We start from the raw sequence: 17940 nt of genomic DNA, 5'->3' as shown, positions 1-17940 counted from the left end.
CCAACGTTAGGGCTCTAGTGCCAGAGCACCGCAACGAAAACGTTGATGAGAGCGCCTAGTCCGGCGATGTGCATGAACGGGATGACGGCCTTCTTTTCGGCGGTTCCGGCGGAAAGGGCTTTCGCCTGGCGTGTCTGCGCGATGATGACGGCCACCAGCACGACGACGGCGAAGACGGTCTTCACGGCGATTTTGGTGTAGCTGAGGTCGCCATCGCCGCTTGCTTCGGCGAGGCCAACCATTGCAAGTCCAGTGACGAGCTGCGTGATGGCACCGATGAGCATGGTTCCGAACTGGAACCCTTGCTTGCGGCCTAGCTGAATAAAGAAGGCGCCGATAATCAGCGAGAGTCCGAGGAAGTGAAGGACGAGAATTATGGCGAAAAGAGACATGGTTTCCGATACTTTCTTTAGTCGTTGCCCTTGATGACGATCGCATCAGTGGGTGGTGCAAATTCGGTGGGGCGACGGTAGACGTCTGGCTCGATGTAGATCACGCGCGCCATGGGTTCTGCTGCACGGATTTCTCGTTCGACGCTGTCGATGCTTGCTGCGACATCCGAGACTCGGGAGAGTGCTCCGAAGTCGATCTTGGCGGCGACCAATAGTTCTTCTGGGCCCAGGTAGAGCGTCTTCATGTGGATGAGCGAGCGAACATCGGGGTGCGCGTTGATGGTGTCGCGAATGAGGTTGCGTTGCGCGACCGTTGCGCCTTCTCCCACGAGAAGGCTCTTGGTTTCGATGCCGAGAATGATCGCGACGATGATCAAGAGGATTCCGATGGCGATCGTGCCGACGGCATCCCACAGCGAGTCGTCGGTGATGATCGTGAGTCCAACACCGAAGAGTGCAAAGGTGAGTCCGAGAAGGGCTGCAACGTCTTCGAGAAGTACAACGGGCAACTCTGGCGCCTTAGCGTGACGCACGAATGCGATCCAACTCTGCTTGCCGCGCACCAGATTTGATTCCCGTACGGCGGTGCGCAGCGAGAACGACTCAAGAACGATGGCGATCAGGAGCACGGTGATCGGCAGCCACGCCTGCTCAAGCGGATGCGGATTCTGCAGCTTACTGACGCCCTCGTACAGCGAGAACACGCCACCGACCGAGAACAGGATGATCGACACCACAAAGGCGTAGACGTAGCGCTCGCGGCCATAGCCGAATGGATGCTCGGCATCCGCGTGCTTCTTTGCCTGCTTGCCGCCCAACAGCAGTAGCCCCTGATTGCCGGAGTCTGCGAGGGAGTGCACGCTCTCGGCAAGCATCGAGCTTGAACCCGAAACGAGGAATGCAACGAATTTTGTTACCGCAATTCCGGCATTTGCCAACAGTGCCGCGATGATTGCCTTGTTTCCGCCTGACGCGCTCATGTGATCAATCCTAGGATGTTCAAGTGACTACTTCTCTTCCTAGCATTGCAATTGTCGGCGCCGGATCAATGGGGGGTGCCATCCTGCAGGGTCTTATTGACCCTTCGGTGACCGTAACCGGGGGCATCCGCGTCACTAATCGCAGTGAAGCGAAGGCCGCTGCGGTGCGCTCTGCGGGTGTTGAATCATTCGCTTTGGAAAACACGCCTGACGGCAATGCTCAGGCGGTGAAGGGCGCGAAGGTCGTCATGCTCGGCGTTAAGCCACACATGATTCCCGACACGTTGACGGATCTTGCTCCGTTCTTGGAACCAGACGCGATTGTTGTCAGCGTTGCTGCCGGTGTGACAACGGCTCGGATGGAAGCCATCGTCGACAACGTTGTGTTGCGTGCCATGCCCAACACTCCCGCCATCGTCGGCAAAGCGGTTACAGGCCTCAGTGCCGGATCACGGGCAACCGAAGACGATCTCGCTATTGCGCGTGCCGTCTTCGAGACGGTTGGTGCTGTTGTCGAAACCCCCGAATCGCAGATTGATGCGCTCAGCACGGTATCGGGATCGGGCCCGGCCTACGTTTTCTTGATTCTTGAAGAGTTCACGCGCACCGCCATCGATCTCGGGTTCACCCCGGAGCAGGCGTTGACGTTGGTTGCGGGAACGTTTGAGGGTTCGTTGGCGCTGCTTGCGGCATCCGACAGCTCTCCCGAACAGCTGCGCAAGCAAGTGACAAGCCCCAAGGGGACCACTGAGCGTGCAGTTGAGCAGTTGCAGGCCGCAGACCTCAAGTCAATCTTTGACCGCGCCACAGCCGCAGCACTGGCTCGGGCGAAGGAACTCGCTGCCGGCTAACCAGCAGCCCGCTTGCCAGTGTTCGGGAAACCCAGTGTTCGGGAAACCCAGTGTTCGGGAAACCCAGTGTTCTGGCAACCGAACGTTCTGTAGCATGACGCCGCTTTCGCGACTCTGCGGCCGCTTCTAGAAGCGGCCGTGGAGTGCGCGTGATCGACGAGACATCGAGTCGATAATCACGGCGAGCAGCAGCACAGCTCCCGTGACCATGTAGCGCACTGATGAGTCGAGGCTCAACAGGGTGAGGCCGCTGGAGATCGACTGAATCACGACGATTCCGAGCAGAGCAGACCACGCGCTGCCGCGACCGCCGAACAGGCTAGCTCCGCCGATGACGGCTGCAGCTATTGCGGTGAGGTTGGTGTCGCCGCCTCCGCTGCTCTGATTCGCGGCGGCCAAGCGTGATGCGGCGAGAACTCCGCCGAGGGTGGCAAGCGTTGCGCTAACCATGAACACCGAAATGTAGACCCGATCAACCCGGATTCCGGCACGTCTAGCTGCTTCAACGTTACCGCCGACCGCATAAATTGAGCGACCCCAGCGCGTGCGCTTGAGCGCAAAGTCGACGGCAATGACGAGCACGATGAACAGCAGGAACATGAGCCCGATGCCGCGGTCAAGGTTGAGGTACCAGGCTCCAAACAGGAGCGCGACGATCATGAGGCCACCCCGCAGCAGGATGGTGGTGCGTGGCTCTGGCAGCAGTCCGGCTCGTTGGCGTCGGTTGGCGAGCGAGAGATGCGAGCCAACGTAAACGATGGTTGCGAGCGCGGCGAGCAGGTACGAGAGCCACGCGGGGAGAAACATCAGTTGGGCGAATTGCACGATCCAGGAGTCGAAGGGAATGTTGATCGATCCGAGGCGGCCGAGCACCCACAGTTGTAGCCCGAGTACTCCGAGCAGGCCCGCCAGAGTGATGACAAAGCTTGGCACGCCGAATCGGGTCAGCAGGAAGCCGTAGAACCAGCCAAACAGTGCGCCAGCGGCGAGAGCGCCGAGGATAGCGAGGGGCAGGGGCCAGCTCATTTGGGTGAAAGTCACTGCCAGTATCGCGGCCGCAAGTCCGGAGAGGGAGCCGACGGAGAGGTCTATCTGGGCGAGAAGCAGCACGAGCACGACGCCAAGAGCGATGGTGCCGAGCGCGGCAGACTGCATTGCGAGGTTGACGAGGTTGGCGCTCGACAAGAATGTCGGATTCAGAATCTGAAAGACAGTCCAAATGATGGCAAGCCCGACGACCACCGGAATCGCTCCAAGGTCGCCCCCGCTGACGCGGGAACGGAACGCCGCCCACGTCTCGGCAATGCCAACAGCGGGCGCGAGTTCGACCGCTGGAGTGCTGTTGCTTGGTGGCGGGGGCTTGGTGTCGCTCACGAGCTGAGTCCTTCCTTGGCGCGAGTAAAGATCGCGCCTTGCAGGCCTGCGCGTCGTGTCACCGCGTTGTCGGTTGCGCCGGTGATCGCGGCAATGATGTCTTCGTAGGTCACGTCGGCGACAGGAAAATCACCGTTGTTTCGACCAAGCCGCAACACGACCACGCGGTCGGCGACGGCTTGCACATCGGCCATGTTGTGGCTGACGAGCACGATGCCGTGCCCGCGCTCCCGCAAATGTTCGATGAGGTTCAATACTTCGGCCGTCTGGGCAACACCAAGTGCCGCTGTCGGCTCGTCGAGCACAACGATGGACGGATTGCCGATCAGTGATCGCGCAATTGCGACCGTCTGGCGTTGACCGCCCGAGAGCCCGGCGACGGGGGTTCGCACCGACGGAATCTTCGCCGAAAGCTGCCGCAGCAACTCCCACGTGCGCTGTTCCATCTCGACCTCATCGAGGGCGCGCGTTCCCAGCTCACGCCCCAGGAAGAGGTTCGCAACGACATCGAGATTGTCACACAGTGCCAGATCTTGAAACACCGTAGCGATGCCAAGGTCACGGGAATCCGTGGGGTTGGCAAGGGAAACCTCATCACCGTAATGCGTGATGGTGCCCGAATTCGCCGGGTGCACGCCAGCCAGAATTTTCACCAGAGTCGACTTGCCCGCGCCATTGTCACCAACAATGGCGACAACTTCGCCGGGATAGATATCGAGAGAGACATCGGTCAACGCTCTAATCGCGCCAAACGACTTGTTGATGCCGCGCAGCGAAAGGATGGGCTCGTCGTCAGAACTAGTCGGTGTGACTGTGGTCATGAAGTGCTCTCTTCCGTGCTCAAATCTTTCGTCCTCGTAGCAGCGCCGCTCAGTTCAGCTCTGATGTCGTGTGCCATTACTGAATCCCCGCTGCCGCACACGCCTGGGCGTACTCGGGAGTGCAAATCTGCTCAACCGTGTAAAAACCATCAGCAACGACGGTCTCCATGATGTTGTCGATCGTGACGATGACGGGCGTTAACAGGGTCGTGGGAATTCCGTTGGTTTCTTCACTCAGCCCCACAAGGGTCTTGCCATTGAGTAAGGCAACCGCGTGAGTAGCGGCGATCTCCGCTTCACGCTTGAGATCTTTGTACACCGTCATGTACTGGTCGCCGCTCACTATCCGCTGGATCGCAGTCAGCTCAGCATCCTGCCCGGTGACAGGCGGCAGCGGGCTGACCCCGCCAGCCTTGAGCGCAGCAATGGCACCACCAGCGGTCGCGTCATTTGCGGCGTAGACGCCAACGAGGCTGTCACCGAACTGCGTGACCTGGCTCGACATCCACTCTTGAGCCTTGTCTGGGCTCCAATCGGGAGTGTCGAATTCGGCGATGACGGTGAACGCACTCCCGCCGATCACGCTGTGCGCGCCCTTTTTGAAGAGCCTCGAATTGTTGTCCGTTGGCGACCCGTTGATCATCACGATGTTGCCAGAGGAGAGCCCCTGATCAGCGAGCTTCTCGACGAGAGCTTTTCCCTGAAGCGAACCGACTTTCTCGTTGTCGAATGACACCCAAAACGCGAGTTCTGGACTGCCGATCAAGCGGTCATAGGAAATCACCGGAACCTTGCGGGATTGCGCTGAAGCGACAATCGTCACGGCCGCAGATGAATCAACGGGGTCGAGCACGAGAACGCTGATTCCTTGGGCGAACGCAGATTCGGCCTGCTGTTGCTGTTTCGCGGGATCTTGATCGGCGTTGGCATAAACCACTTCACACTTCGGGCACAGTTCAGCGATCTTCGCCTCAAAGAATGGTCGGTCGTAGGCTTCGTAGCGAGCCGTCTTTGACTCCGGAAGCAACAACGCGATGCGGTACTCAGCACCAGCGCCATTCAGGTCAACTAGCGTGCATCCGCTCAGCAACACGGCGACAAACATCAGCGAGGCGATGGCTTTGGCCAACCTCGGAAACCGCGCGGCCGTCATGGTGCAGCAGCCGGTACTGGCGGAACAGCCGAAGAGGTCACCGAATCTGCCCCGATGGTGAGCTGATCAATGGCGAAGGCGATCGAGCCAAGAAGCTCGGTTCGCGCCCCAAGCTGACTTTGCACGAGGTCGGCGGCCCGCTCTGGGCCAACGATGACAGCTCGTTCCATTGCGTGCCGCATCGGACCGAGCAAGAGCTCTCCCGCCTGCGAGAGCTCCCCGCCAACGGCGATACGATCCGGATCAAAAACATTGCAAATGTTTGCCGCGGCGACACCCAAGTGACGTCCGGCATCAGCAATGGCACGGATGCACTCAGCATCTCCGCCAATCGCTTTCACGACAACATCATGCAGCTTGAGCCCGCGACGCCCGGACCGCACCAACTCGATGATGGCTTGACCGCCAACCAGCGTTTCGAGGCAGCCACGGTTGCCGCACCGACACAGGGCTCCATTTTCGTTGAGCACCATGTGCCCAAATTCGCCAGCGGTGCCATTGTGGCCGCGGAATACGGCGCCGTTAAGAATGAGTCCAGCGCCAATTCCCTCATCGACACTGACGTACAAAGAATTGGGTTTGCCGCGCAACGCACCAGAACGGTACTCCGCTAGCGCACCCAAATTGGCGTTGTTATCGACATAAACGGGGCTATTGAGACGGATGCCCAACGACTCAGCGACCGGAACACCATCCCACCCGCGCATGATGCCTGTTCTCGTGATGATGCCGCTCGAGCTGTCCATGGGCGCTGGCATCGCCAGCCCAACAGCCAGAATCTCATCGTGAGTGGCGTCAACCGACTCAAGCATGTCGGTAATCAATTGGGCTGCACGATTGAGTTCATTGTCAGCGCGGTGGTCTTTAGCCAAGGGCATGTGCTGCTCGGCAACGACGGTGTGAGCCACATCAGACAGCGCAACCCGCATGTGCCGTTCAGAGAAGTGCACGCCAGCAACGAGGCCAAGGGCGCGAGCGAGGGTGACCTGATGGGCGCGCCGACCGCTGCGTGTGCTCGGGTTCGTCGCCACAACCCCGGCAGCCGCAAGCTCCTTGACGATATTGGAGACTGTTGCGGGAGAAAGACCGGTGACGCCGGCAAGTTCGATCTGGGTGAGCCCACCGTGATGCTTCACCGCGTCGACTATGCGAGCGCGGTTAGCTTCGCGGAGCGAAGATTGCGACCCCGGGGTCGCCCGTATTTTGCTCACTGAATCAAGATACAGGTAGGCGGGGCAAGAGAATCAGTCCACGAACGGGGCTAACTCGCCAGCGTCGCAAACTTTTCGATGTTCTCTGAGTTGCCACTGACGATCACAAGATCGTGATTCGAGATCACCGTATCTGGTGTTGCGTACGTGAATTCCTTGCCTGGCGACTTCACGCCGACGACCGTGATTCCGTACTTGCGGCGCACTTGAGACTCGCTGAGAGGCACACCGCGGATGGGCTTCGGCGGATACATTTTCACGATCGCGAAGTCATCATCGAATTCAATGAAGTCGAGCATCCGCCCCGAAACCAAGTGAGCAACGCGCTCGCCGGCTTCAGCCTCCGGATAGATCACGTGGTTTGCCCCAATGCGATTGAGAATCTTGCCGTGGGAGCGACTGATGGCCTTCGCCCAGATCTGCGGAATCTTGAGGTCGACCAGGTTCGCGGTGATCAACACGCTCGCCTCGATCGATGAACCGACAGCAACCACAGCGATCGAAAAGTCTTCTGCGCCAATCTGACGAAGCGCATCAATGCTGCGGGCATCCGTCTGCACAGCATGGGTCACTCGTTCTGACCACTTTTGCACGAGGCCGAGATCTTCGTCGATCGCGAGAACTTCGCGGTCGAGGCGCTGCAACTGACCGGCGGTAGCGGCACCGAACCGACCGAGACCGATCACTAGCACCGGCGCGTTGTGCGGAATCTTGTCAACCAACGATGGGCCTCTCTTCTGCTCTCGTGAACAATTGACGGCGCTGACTGGCCGCAAGGGCTGCCGCCAGAGTAACCGTTCCCACTCGTCCTGCCCACATTGTGGCCGCGAGAATGTACTTTCCAGAATCCGGCAGAGTCTCGGTGAGCCCTGTCGATAACCCACAGGTAGCAAACGCGGAGATCACATCAAAGAGCACCCGATCGAGTGGCTCTTTCGTTATCTGCAAGATTGCAATGGTGGAGATCGCGACGATAGTTGCGCCCCACAGGGTCACGCTGACGGCCAAGCGCAACACGTCAGTCGGGATGCGGCGTTCAAACGCGTGCATGTCGTTGTCACCGCGTGCTTCAGCGAGAGCGGCCAAGAACAGCACGGCAAGAGTGGTGACTTTGATGCCTCCAGCGGTGGATGCCGACCCGCCACCGACAAACATGAGCATGTCAAAGACGAGTAGCGACGAGCCATTGAGCTCATTGATATCAATCGTGGAGAAGCCACCCGAGCGGGTCATCGTTGACAGGAACGTTGCCGTCAGCGGCCTCGACATGATGCTTTGGCCACCGAGGGTGTTCGTGTTATTCCACTCGAGCACGATCACCGCTATTGCCCCGACAATGATGAGCAAGATCGTGGTGGTGATGGTGAGGCGGGCGTGAACCGAGAGACGTGCACCGGCTTTGATCTTGCGCACCACGGCGAAGATGACAGGAAAACCGAGGCTGCCCAGGAACACGCCGGTGCCAATAGCGCCGAGCATCCACGGGTCTTGAGCAAAAGCTTCCATGCCGCTGACGGCGGGCACAAAGCCTGTGTTCGTGAAAGCGGATGCCGCAAAATAGAAACCCTGCCAAATGGCGGGCCACACATCGAGGCCCTCAACCAGCAACCGCGGAATGATCACGAGCGCGAGTACAAACTCGATGGCGAGGGCGCTGATGGCGACGGTCGCGAGAAGGCCGCCAATTTCGCCTAAACGAATTGCTTGCGACTCCGAAACGGGGCCAACGTGAATTCGCGAGGGATTCGAGTCACTGGCAGCGATGAGACGTTGACGCAAACCAAGGCGACGAGACACGACGAGACCAAGCATGCTGGCGAGGGTGAGCACACCGATTCCGCCGACCTGCAATCCAATCAGGATGGCGGTGTTTCCGAATGCTGACCAATGCGTGGCCATATCGAGCGTCGTCAGGCCGGTTACGCAGATCGCCGAAACGGCGGTAAACAGGGCATCAACAAGCGGAGTGGCTTGGCCATCGCGTGCCGAAATCGGCAAGACGAGCAGGGTTGTCAGAACGACAACGAGCGCAGAAAAGATAGCGATCGCGAATCGGGCCGGCGTAGCGGCGGCGAAACGATCAATCAGGTCACGTACTCGACCGGCAATGCTGCGATCACGAGTATGTGCACGCATGGGTGCCCGCGGACTCATAAGTTTTCTCTCCCCACGCACAGGAGGCCATGGTACTCCCCAGCAAGCCCGACTACCCTTATGCAATGGCCGACATCTTTGACGTAGTAGCCGATTCAACTCGGCGTAGCCTTTTGACGGTACTGCTTGAGCAGTACATCGCTTCTGATTCTCCCAGTGGCGAGCTCAGCGTTAGCGAGATTGTTGAGAAGCTCAATCTGAGCCAACCGACGGTCTCCAAGCACCTTAAGGTGCTGCGCGATCACGGATTGGTGTCGGTGCGTGAAGATGGCCAACACCGCTATTACCGCCTTGACTCAACTCCCCTCGAGGAGGTCGAAGATTGGTTGATCCCGTTCTTGAGCGCTGACTTCCACGACGACTTTGACGATCTTGACGCTGAAGCGTTGGCGTCGGCCGGGGCATTCGCTGCCTGGTCGGGGGTGGACGTTGGAGACAACCTTGGTCGACAGGTTGCCGAACGCACGCATCGCGCTCGTTCAGCGCTGCACGATGTCTCTGAAGCGGCGAAGCACCTCCCGCAGACGGTGCGTACTCGCATATTTGGCAAAGATTAGATCGCAGGCGCGCCGCCGTTAGCGAATTTAGGGCTGGACACCGAGTCACACCAGCCCCTATTGTTACCGATTAGCACTTCAGTAACATTCCGAGTGCAATGGCGGTCGTTCACACTGGCGCTGCTGGGAAAACTAGAGGGGCTGGTCCGATGACACAGGATCTTTCTGACATGCGCTTTCTCACTGTCGCCGAAGTGGCAGACATGATGCGAGTGTCAAATATGACTGTGTATCGCATGGTTCACTCTGGCGAGCTGCCTGCAGTTCGATTCGGACGCTCATTTCGCATCCCCGAATCGGCCGTCGCGACCGCAGTATCACCCTCAATTTCCGAGGTCGGCTAACAGCTAGCATTCAGGCTTGGTTCATTCCTCGGCCATCGAAACTTCATAACCCGCCCGGTGCGGTAAACTCTTCCGGTATGTCTTTCCGCGGTTCTGAATCGGACCGGGTCGGTTCGTTCAGAAATCAGTGAGGTCCCTATGGGTTCAGTCATCAAAAAGCGTCGCAAGCGTATGGCCAAGAAGAAGCACCGCAAGCTGCTTCGTAAGACGCGCCACCAGCGCCGCAACAAGAAGTAGATCGTTAACGACCGCGCTTACGCACGGTTCAGTGTTGTTATAACTGACCGCGCTTACGCACGGTTTTGGCCTGCCGCTTGACCCGTCTTCTCGCCTCTTTGAGGCCGGCGCGGTTGAGCGGCAGAATCTGCCAACCCATTTTTTGCGCATGACGCGTTAGCTTTGCATCCGCATTCACGGCAACTCGGTTCCCCACCGCACTCAGTAGGGGGATGTCGTTGCTGGAGTCGGAGTATGCCCAGCATTCCGCGAGATCGGCTCCGTGCCGCTCGGCAAGTTCTGTGGCGACGGTAGCCTTCTCGGCACCGTGAAGCACATGACCGTCGAGTTCTCCCGTGAGAACGCCATCTTTGGCGTGCACGCGTGTTCCGAGCGCTCCGGTGAGCCCCAACCGTTTGGCGATCACGTCGGCAACGAACTGCGGGGTCGCCGTGATGAGCCAAACTTCGTGCCCCTTCGCCAGATGCTCCTTCGTGAGGTCGACCGTCTCCGGCCACAGATTGGGCAGAATGTCGCGCTCATAAATGTGCTCGGCGAGCGTGAAAAGCGTGTGCTCGGAATGCCCACCAACAATTGCTAGGGCACGCTCTCGGGCCGTCGCCATGTGCTTGTGATTCTCGCCGACAGCGACAAAGCGGAACTGTTGCCACGCAAACAGGGCGATATCTCGCCAACCAACTATTCCCTGACGCCACGCTTCTTTCGCAAGGTAGTACACGCTCGCGCCGCGCATCAGGGTGTTGTCCACGTCAAAGAACGCCAGAACTGCGTTCTGGTCGGGCTGGGGCGACGTTACCTCGGGCATCCGCATTATTCTAGGGTCGTGCCAATGAAACATCTCGTATTGATCGGCAAACCCGGTTGTCATTTATGTGACGATGCAAGGGATGTGATCACCAGCGTCATCGCAGAACTGCGACCCGGAGTCTCAGTCGAGCTCACAGAGAAATCGATTCTGGATGACGAAGAGCTACACACGAAATACCGGGACGAGATTCCTGTTGTATTGATCGACGACCGCGTACACACCATTTGGCGTGTCGAGCCCGCGCGGTTAACCGCTGCACTCCAGGAGGAATCAGAATGATCCGTCACGTTGTCATGTGGAAACTCATCGCCGAAGATGCCGCTGGGCAGAAAGCTGCAGTGGATGCCATGGCCGCAGCCCTCGAGCCCCTCGTCGGCCAAATCGAAGGTCTTGAGAGCCTGACGGTGCGCCAGAATGCGGCCAACGCTGAAGCGAATTGGGATGTCATCCTCGTGTCAGAGCACCCATCGGTCGAAGCCCTTGCCGTCTACGCAACGCACCCTTTGCACGTGACTGCCGGCGCTGTGGTCAAGGCAAACACTCGCGAACGGGCATCCGTCGACTTCGAGGCGTAATTCTCCAGCGGCTGCCCGCCCCTAAACGGCGCGCACTACGCGGTGGCCCTCACCGCGGTGAGATCACACAAGCTACCGTTTGACGGGGATTGGGCCCGTCAAGTGGTTCTTGATCGAGTCGCGCTCCGCAGCCAATGACGCGAGCGTTCCGCTATCGAGGCCCGGCTGCAGCATGTCGTCGAATGGGTTGCCCATTCCCGTCTTGGCGTGCACAATCTCGGCATAGTTTGTTGCCGCTGCGGCAACCTTCGCGGTCGCTCGCTGCGCCTTCTTGAGGGAGACCGGCTTGCGGCCAACCACTTCGGCATGCTTGTTGAGCGCCTTCTTCAGATCCTTGAGCGCGGCATCAATTTTCTTTGACATGTCGTCATCCTGCCTTAACGGGTTGCGTGCTGGCTATGGGGAGGTGTGTCGGATTGCGCCGGCAGCAGAGGCTATGGGGTCAGACGCGTCGGACCGCGGAAGAGATACGTTGCTTCGCGCAGGTTCGGAAGGCCAAGCATGAGCATCAGCACGCGTCCAAGGCCCATGCCGAATCCACCGTGCGACGGAACGCCGTAACGGAAGAAATCGAGGTAGAAGTCGAGCTCAGCGGGGTCGAGCCCCTTGTCGCGAATCTGCGCCTCCAACACGTCAACACGGTGCTCGCGCTGGGCGCCAGTAGAAATCTCGACGCCGTTATAGACGAGGTCGTAGCTGTTCGTGAGGCCAGCATCATCCGCATGACGCATGTGATAAAACGGGCGGATGCTTGCTGCGTAATCGGTCAAGAAAACGAAGTCGTGACCGAAAGTTTCTTTCACGTAGGCGGCGATCTGGCGCTCGCCCTCCGGGTCCATGTCGGCGTCGGCACGAGGAACCGTGTAGCCGCGGTCGCTCACAATCTGCTTGGCCTCAGCGAGCGGGATGCGGGGGAACGGAGTGGACGGAACCGTCAGTTCACTGCCGAACAGCTTCTCGATCTCGTCGCCGTGCTTGTCTTTGACAGCTTGGAAGCCAACAACCATGAGCTCTTCGTGCAACTTCATGACATCTTCGTGGCTGTCGATCCAGCTGATCTCGTTGTCGACCATCGTGAACTCGGTGGCGTGGCGTGACGTGAAGCTGGGGTCTGCACGGAAGCTGGGTGCGATCTCGAAGATCTTGCCGAAACCGGCAGCCTGAGCCATCTGCTTGAAGAACTGGGGGCTCTGCGCCAAGTACGCCTTGGTGTCGAAGTATTCGACCTCAAAGAGCTCGGCATTTGATTCGCTCGCGCTAGCCATGAGCTTGGGGGTGTGAACTTCGATGAAGTCGTTCTCAACCCAGTAGGTGCGCCAGGCGTGCTCGAGGGTGGTCTGGATGCGGAAAATCAGGCTGTTACGCGGAACTCGCAGGTCGAGGAAGCGCCAATCCATGCGCTTGTCGACGCTGGAGTCTTCAGCAATAGGCGTCTCGGCGATTGCCTCGCCGGCAAGCTCAATGCCATCGAGCTTGATCTCGACTCCGCCAAGCTTCACGCGCTCATCGTGCTTCAGCTCACCGGTCGCAGTGAGGAAGGTGCCCTGAGCGAGCCCAGAGATGGTGTCGGCGAGAGCATCCTCAGCAGGCGTGCCGTCTTCGTTGAATGAGCGGGGGTGAACAAGCTGCACCGCACCAGACTCGTCGCGCAGCACAACAAACTGCACCTTCTTTTGATCTCGAACGGTGTCGACCCAACCCGAAACGGAGGTTGCTCCATCGCTTGCTGCGGCCAAGTTCTTAATAAGGGTGCGTGTAGTCACAGCGCTGAGTTTACCGGGGATAGCGCGAGGGAAAGTGCGAACAGCAGCAGACGTAGACTGAATGACGTGCCAGCTGACCTCATCCATCTCGTCCGCCATGGTGAAGTGCACAATCCTGACCACATTCTCTATGGCCGCCTCCCCGGGTATCACCTCAGTGAACTCGGACACACAATGGCGGATGTCGCCGCCGCTAGTCTGGCCGACCGGCCGCTCACGGCGCTCTACGCGAGCCCCCTGCAGCGCGCCCAAGAATCAGCGCAGCCGTGGTCCCAGCGCTACAACCTTCCGATTGTCACCGAAGAGCGCATCGTGGAGCCATACAACTGGTTCGAGGGCAGCCAGTTCCGTTTTCCTCACGTTCTCGGCAATCCGCGGGCGTGGCCACAATTGATCAACCCCCTGAAGCCCAGTTGGGGCGAAGCCTTTCTCAGCGTTGAAGCACGGATGCTCGAAGCCGTTGACGCCGCCTGGTCTGCCGCGGATGGCGGCGAGATCGTCATGGTTAGCCACCAAATGCCGATCGTGATGGTTGCCCGCTCGGTGAAGAAGATGCGACTAGCGCACGACCCGCGCCGCCGTCGCTGCACGCTGTCGAGCATCACAACCCTTGCCCGCGAGGGTGACGAGTTCGTCGAGGTTGACTATCAGGAACCTGCGGGAGAATTGCTCGCAGCATCCACCGATCTAGGAGCAGTGTGAACCGCCGTCTCATCGCCGCAGTTGTGGCGGCCCTCGCCCTTGTCACGGTGTCGTGCTCGACCCCCAACGAATCGCTCGCGGACCAATATCAGAACGGTTCAGAAGAGGGCTACATTTCTGGCGACGGTTCGACGGTCGAGATTCCGGCAAGCGACCGCGATGAACCCATCACCTATCAGGCAACGCTAGACAATGGCGAAATGGTGTCAAGTGATGACTTCGCTGGTTCTGTTTATGTCGTCAATTTTTGGTACGCCGGATGCCCGCCGTGCCGACTCGAAGCGCCTGACCTTGCGGCGCTGAGTGTCGAATATCCTGACGTGCCTTTCCTCGGCGTGAATGTCTCGGATACCGCGGAAAACTCTCGGACTTTTGCCACAGAATTCGGCATTCCTTACCCTTCAGTTCTCGACGCGAAGACCGCGGGCGTGCAATTGGCGTTCGCTGGCTCGGTGCCCCCTAACGCAGTGCCGACCACGCTCGTGGTCGATCGCGATGGGCGAGTTGCTGCACGCATTAGCGGACTTGTCCGTGACCCGAGCATCCTTGCGGCGATGATGGACTCCGTCATCGCCGAGGACCAGTAGTGTCGAGCCCGATCGGGGAGCTCGTTCTCGGCGGCAACCTCCTTGTCGTGATTCCGATCGCATTGCTCGCTGGCTTGGTGTCGTTTGCGTCGCCATGCGTTTTGCCTCTTGTGCCGGGATATCTCGGCTATATCGGAGGCTTCACGAGCGCAGAAGAGAAGGGCAGCACGAAGCGACTTGTTCTCGGAGTCGGACTCTTCATCCTCGGTTTCACTGTCGTGTTCGTCGCCTTTACGGTTCTGTTTGGCACGGCGGGGCTGCTGTTGCGACCCTGGCTCGATCTCATTACCCGCATCGCCGGGGCACTCGTCATTGTGATGGGGCTTGTGTTCATTGGGCAGGTCACTTTTGCCCAACGAACGATTCGCCCGCAACTGAAGGTCGCTACTGGCCTAGCGGGTGCGCCATTGCTCGGTATCGTCTTCGCTCTCGGCTGGACGCCCTGTGTTGGCCCGACCTTGATCGCCGTCGGCAGCATGGTTCTCGATGGGGGAGACCCGGGCCGCGCGGCGATTGTTGGTGTCGCCTACAGTCTCGGGCTCGGCATCCCGTTCCTGCTTGTCGCCCTCGGTTTGAATTGGGCAACGAGTTCGGTGACCTGGATGCGCCGCCACATCCGCATAATTAACTTGGTCGGCGGAGGATTGCTCGTGCTGATCGGAATACTCATGGTCACCGGTGTGTGGCGCGCAATCGTGACAAGTTTGGGGGCGGTGATCGGTGGCTTCGACACACTCCTCTGATTCTGTGACCGGTGGTGACGCAACGCGTCCCAGTGACCACATGGATGCGCCAGATCCGCAGCAGAGCAAAATTCAGCAGCCCCGGCTGGGGCCCAGCGGCTATGCGCGCTTCTTTTGGCGACAGCTCACGAGCATGCGCACCGCACTGTTCTTGCTCTTGCTACTTGCGGTTGCGGCGATACCGGGTTCGCTCGTGCCTCAGGTTAGCTCTGACCCAAACGGAGTTATTGCCTATCGCCGTAACTACCCAGACACCGCGGCGATTCTCGATTTCTTTCAGGTCTTCACCACCTACACCTCGGTGTGGTTCTCGGCGATCTACCTACTGCTGTTCATCTCGCTTATCGGCTGTGTGCTGCCGCGAACGAAGCACCACTTCGATGCGCTTCGTGCACGACCGCCCAAGACACCGGCGCGCCTTTCACGCCTTGAGGGCTTTACGACGCGCACGACTGATGCGGATGCGGCTACCGTCGTCGAGTCCGCTCGGCGCCTCTTGCGCTCGCAGCGCTACCGCACAGAACTCTATGGCGATTCGGTCAGTGCCGAACGGGGTTACCTGCGTGAGACCGGCAACCTTGTCTTCCATTCCGCTCTCGTCGGAGTGCTTCTTGCGGTTGGACTCGGTGGCGGCTTCGGTTACACGGGTCAGCGCGTCGTTGTTGAGGGCTATGCGTTCAGCAATTCGCTCGCGAGCTACGACTCGTTCAACCCCGGTCGCTTCTTCACGGATGAAGCACTCGAGCCTTTCAGCGTGGCACTGGACTCCTTCGAGCCTGTCTACGAGCAGACGAATCGTGACGCGCTCGGGCAGGCAATCGACTTCACAGCGAATGTGACAACCACGATGCGCGGGCAAAGCTCCGAAACGGCACGGATCAAAGTCAATGAGCCATTGAACGTTGGCGGAACAAACATCTATCTTCTCGGCAACGGCTATGCGCCAGTGCTCACCGTGCGAGATGCCGACGACGTAGTGGTCTGGTCTCAGCCCACTGCGTGCCTTCCCTTTGACGCCAACCTGGGCAGCACGTGCGTGATCAAGATTCCGGATGGCCTCGATCAGCAGATCGGAATGCTCGGCTTCCTTTACCCAACGACCGGCACGCTCAGCTCGGGCGCTCTTGTCTCGGTGTATCCCGACCTCGTTGCCCCCACGCTCACCCTCGAGGTGTACCAGGGCGATCTGGGGCTCGACAACGGGCAGGGAACCAACGCTTACGCGCTCAATACTGACTCTCTTGATCAGATTGCTGGACGAACCTCAGACGCAGAAACCCTTCGCCTGACTCCGGGAGATCGGGCAGAGCTGCCCAACGGGCTTGGCAGCGTAGAACTCGCGAGCATCCCCCGCTTTGCGTCCCTCGACGTGCACCACGATCCTTCGCAATTGCCGGTGCTGATCTTTGCCATTCTGGTAATCGCTGGCCTCGTAACAAGCCTGTTTATTCCGCGTCGCCGCATGTGGGTTTCCGCCACAACCGACGCCTCCGGCACGACAACAATTGAATATGCGGCTCTGGCGCGGGGAGACGATCCCAACCTTGAGTCGTCGGTGACAGAATTTGCGGAGAAACATTCTCAGCAACTGACGGTTAGGGTGGATTCGTGACTGAGACCTTCGTGTCGTATTCGTTGATTGCGGTTTATTCAGCGATGGCGATCTATACCCTCGCGTTCGTAATGTTCGCTGTCGATTTGGCACGCCGCTCGGCAGAGTCGAGCGATGCTTCTGCAGCGGCGGCGACCGGGCTGACTTCAACCTCCGCCAGCCGTGTTGGCGTCATGGCAGCGTCGAAAGCTTTCGCAACTGGTGGCGGCACAGCGACGCTGACCCGCGACGATGCCCCACGATCAGGCAGTGAAGCTGCCCGACCCGCATCGCCCAAGTATCTGCGCCTCGCCATGGCACTCACCGTTATTGCGTGGGTGCTGCACGTTGGTGCTGTGGTGTTCCGTGGCGTTGCCGCCAACCGGGTGCCGTGGGCCAACATGTTTGAGTTCACCCTCACCGCTACTGCCCTCATCGTCGGCGTTTTCCTGTTGGTGCAGTTCTGGCAAGACCTCCGCTTCTTGGGCTCATTCATCACCGGCTTCTCGCTGATTGCACTCGGCGTGGGAACCTCAAGCTTCTATGTGGATGTCGTGCCACTGCCGCCAGCATTGCAATCGGCCTGGTTGGTCATCCACGTCTTCGTTGCCAGCTTGAGCACCGGCGTCTTTGCGCTCGCTGCTGGTCTCTCGATCGTTCAGCTCATGCAGGCTCGTCGTGAGGCGGGCAAGGCGCTCAAGTTGCGGTTCCTCGACACTCTTCCAGCGGCAGATCGTCTCGAAACGTTGGCGTACCGGCTCACTGTTGTCGGCTTCGTCATGTGGACGTTTACTCTCATTGCCGGCGCTGTGTGGGCCGAGCGTGCATGGGGTCGTTACTGGGGCTGGGACACCAAAGAGGTCTGGACCTTCATCATCTGGACCATCTATGCGGGTTACATTCACGCGAGAGCGACTCGAGGATGGCGTGGCTCACGTTCAGCCTGGCTCGCCATTGTTGGCTTCACTGCGATCGTCTTCAACTTCACGATCGTCAACCTGTTCTTCAAAGGCCTGCACGCCTACTCAGGTCTGTAGGCGCACCGCCTCGCTCGATGGAGCGAAGTAATAACGCTGGGGCCGCACCGAGCAGCACCC

At 59.3% G+C, this 17940-nt stretch carries 22 protein-coding genes; 11 read left to right on the top strand and 11 right to left on the bottom strand.

Annotation, left to right across the window (positions count from 1 at the left end):
• Nucleotides 1–14: 14 nt before the first annotated feature.
• Complete coding sequence (locus ACOH1Z_RS10680) at nucleotides 15–392, bottom strand: hypothetical protein (RefSeq protein WP_449648472.1); 378 nt, start codon at nucleotides 390–392, stop codon at nucleotides 15–17.
• Nucleotides 393–409: 17 nt separating this feature from the next.
• Nucleotides 410–1372, bottom strand: a complete 963-nt coding sequence (locus ACOH1Z_RS10675; RefSeq protein ID WP_449648471.1) for a cation diffusion facilitator family transporter — start codon at nucleotides 1370–1372, stop codon at nucleotides 410–412.
• Nucleotides 1373–1395: 23 nt separating this feature from the next.
• On the opposite strand from ACOH1Z_RS10675, the gene proC reads away from it, so the two are divergent.
• Nucleotides 1396–2223, top strand: coding sequence for a pyrroline-5-carboxylate reductase (gene proC / locus ACOH1Z_RS10670; protein WP_449648470.1), 828 nt, complete (start codon nucleotides 1396–1398; stop codon nucleotides 2221–2223).
• A gap of 126 nt (nucleotides 2224–2349) precedes the next feature.
• Here proC and ACOH1Z_RS10665 read toward each other — a convergent pair whose 3' ends face one another.
• The 6 genes from ACOH1Z_RS10665 to ACOH1Z_RS10640 form a co-directional block, all read right to left on the bottom strand.
• Nucleotides 2350–3597 carry a sugar ABC transporter permease gene (locus tag ACOH1Z_RS10665; RefSeq protein ID WP_449648469.1) on the bottom strand — a complete coding sequence of 416 codons (1248 nt, stop codon included), beginning with the start codon at nucleotides 3595–3597 and terminating at the stop codon, nucleotides 2350–2352.
• Nucleotides 3594–4418 (bottom strand): ATP-binding cassette domain-containing protein, encoded by an 825-nt coding sequence (locus ACOH1Z_RS10660; protein WP_449648468.1) that lies wholly within the window; start codon nucleotides 4416–4418, stop codon nucleotides 3594–3596. The genes ACOH1Z_RS10665 and ACOH1Z_RS10660 overlap by 4 nt, the downstream gene beginning before the upstream one ends.
• Before the next feature lie 76 nt (nucleotides 4419–4494).
• Nucleotides 4495–5547, bottom strand: coding sequence for an ABC transporter substrate-binding protein (locus ACOH1Z_RS10655; RefSeq protein ID WP_449648467.1), 1053 nt, complete (start codon nucleotides 5545–5547; stop codon nucleotides 4495–4497).
• 20 nt (nucleotides 5548–5567) lie between these two features.
• Complete coding sequence (locus tag ACOH1Z_RS10650) at nucleotides 5568–6782, bottom strand: ROK family transcriptional regulator (RefSeq protein WP_449648466.1); 1215 nt, start codon at nucleotides 6780–6782, stop codon at nucleotides 5568–5570.
• 50 nt (nucleotides 6783–6832) lie between these two features.
• Complete coding sequence (locus ACOH1Z_RS10645) at nucleotides 6833–7504, bottom strand: potassium channel family protein (RefSeq protein WP_449648465.1); 672 nt, start codon at nucleotides 7502–7504, stop codon at nucleotides 6833–6835.
• Nucleotides 7497–8936, bottom strand: a complete 1440-nt coding sequence (locus tag ACOH1Z_RS10640) for a TrkH family potassium uptake protein (protein ID WP_449648464.1) — start codon at nucleotides 8934–8936, stop codon at nucleotides 7497–7499. Before ACOH1Z_RS10640 ends, ACOH1Z_RS10645 begins: the two co-directional genes overlap by 8 nt.
• Nucleotides 8937–9001: 65 nt before the next feature.
• On the opposite strand from ACOH1Z_RS10640, the gene ACOH1Z_RS10635 reads away from it, so the two are divergent.
• The 3 genes from ACOH1Z_RS10635 (at nucleotide 9002) to ACOH1Z_RS10625 (ending at nucleotide 10074) form a co-directional block, all read left to right on the top strand.
• Nucleotides 9002–9493 carry an ArsR/SmtB family transcription factor gene (locus ACOH1Z_RS10635; protein WP_449648463.1) on the top strand — a complete coding sequence of 164 codons (492 nt, stop codon included), beginning with the start codon at nucleotides 9002–9004 and terminating at the stop codon, nucleotides 9491–9493.
• 149 nt (nucleotides 9494–9642) lie between these two features.
• Nucleotides 9643–9837, top strand: a complete 195-nt coding sequence (locus ACOH1Z_RS10630) for a helix-turn-helix domain-containing protein (RefSeq protein ID WP_449648462.1) — start codon at nucleotides 9643–9645, stop codon at nucleotides 9835–9837.
• Between the two features lie 138 nt (nucleotides 9838–9975).
• Nucleotides 9976–10074: a 30S ribosomal protein bS22 gene (locus tag ACOH1Z_RS10625; protein WP_003792170.1), complete on the top strand. Its 99-nt coding sequence runs from the start codon at nucleotides 9976–9978 to the stop codon at nucleotides 10072–10074.
• A 37-nt stretch (nucleotides 10075–10111) separates the two neighbouring features.
• Here the strand turns inward: ACOH1Z_RS10625 and ACOH1Z_RS10620 are convergent, their stop codons facing one another.
• A complete protein-coding gene (locus tag ACOH1Z_RS10620) occupies nucleotides 10112–10879 on the bottom strand; it encodes an HAD family hydrolase (RefSeq protein ID WP_449648461.1) in 768 nt (255 codons plus the stop codon).
• Between the two features lie 24 nt (nucleotides 10880–10903).
• Here ACOH1Z_RS10620 and ACOH1Z_RS10615 point away from each other — a divergent pair, with 24 nt between their 5' ends.
• Together ACOH1Z_RS10615 and ACOH1Z_RS10610 are read left to right on the top strand one after the other, a co-directional pair.
• Complete coding sequence (locus tag ACOH1Z_RS10615; protein WP_449648460.1) at nucleotides 10904–11161, top strand: glutaredoxin family protein; 258 nt, start codon at nucleotides 10904–10906, stop codon at nucleotides 11159–11161.
• A complete protein-coding gene (locus ACOH1Z_RS10610; protein WP_449648459.1) occupies nucleotides 11158–11457 on the top strand; it encodes a Dabb family protein in 300 nt (99 codons plus the stop codon). Before ACOH1Z_RS10615 ends, ACOH1Z_RS10610 begins: the two co-directional genes overlap by 4 nt.
• Nucleotides 11458–11529: 72 nt before the next feature.
• On the opposite strand, the gene ACOH1Z_RS10605 is transcribed toward ACOH1Z_RS10610, so the two are convergent.
• The gene (locus ACOH1Z_RS10605; RefSeq protein ID WP_449648458.1) at nucleotides 11530–11820 is read right to left on the bottom strand and encodes a hypothetical protein; all 291 of its coding nucleotides are present in this window, start codon (nucleotides 11818–11820) and stop codon (nucleotides 11530–11532) included.
• A gap of 71 nt (nucleotides 11821–11891) precedes the next feature.
• Nucleotides 11892–13220: an aspartate--tRNA(Asn) ligase gene (gene aspS / locus ACOH1Z_RS10600; RefSeq protein WP_449648457.1), complete on the bottom strand. Its 1329-nt coding sequence runs from the start codon at nucleotides 13218–13220 to the stop codon at nucleotides 11892–11894.
• 66 nt (nucleotides 13221–13286) lie between these two features.
• On the opposite strand from aspS, the gene ACOH1Z_RS10595 reads away from it, so the two are divergent.
• Genes ACOH1Z_RS10595 through ccsB form a run of 5 tightly spaced genes read left to right on the top strand, consistent with a single transcriptional unit; the run spans nucleotide 13287 to nucleotide 17880 of the window.
• Nucleotides 13287–13922: a histidine phosphatase family protein gene (locus ACOH1Z_RS10595; RefSeq protein WP_449648456.1), complete on the top strand. Its 636-nt coding sequence runs from the start codon at nucleotides 13287–13289 to the stop codon at nucleotides 13920–13922.
• Nucleotides 13919–14509, top strand: a complete 591-nt coding sequence (locus tag ACOH1Z_RS10590) for a TlpA family protein disulfide reductase (protein WP_449648455.1) — start codon at nucleotides 13919–13921, stop codon at nucleotides 14507–14509. Before ACOH1Z_RS10595 ends, ACOH1Z_RS10590 begins: the two co-directional genes overlap by 4 nt.
• Complete coding sequence (locus ACOH1Z_RS10585; RefSeq protein WP_449648454.1) at nucleotides 14509–15252, top strand: cytochrome c biogenesis CcdA family protein; 744 nt, start codon at nucleotides 14509–14511, stop codon at nucleotides 15250–15252. Before ACOH1Z_RS10590 ends, ACOH1Z_RS10585 begins: the two co-directional genes overlap by 1 nt.
• The gene (gene resB / locus ACOH1Z_RS10580) at nucleotides 15230–16864 is read left to right on the top strand and encodes a cytochrome c biogenesis protein ResB (protein ID WP_449648453.1); all 1635 of its coding nucleotides are present in this window, start codon (nucleotides 15230–15232) and stop codon (nucleotides 16862–16864) included. The genes ACOH1Z_RS10585 and resB overlap by 23 nt, the downstream gene beginning before the upstream one ends.
• Nucleotides 16861–17880: a c-type cytochrome biogenesis protein CcsB gene (ccsB, locus tag ACOH1Z_RS10575; protein WP_449648452.1), complete on the top strand. Its 1020-nt coding sequence runs from the start codon at nucleotides 16861–16863 to the stop codon at nucleotides 17878–17880. Before resB ends, ccsB begins: the two co-directional genes overlap by 4 nt.
• Nucleotides 17881–17940 lie beyond the last annotated feature (60 nt).

The organism is Rhodoglobus sp., assembly GCF_053580035.1.
Note: the sequence above shows the minus strand (reverse complement) of the source record. Positions and strands in the feature narration are given on the sequence as shown.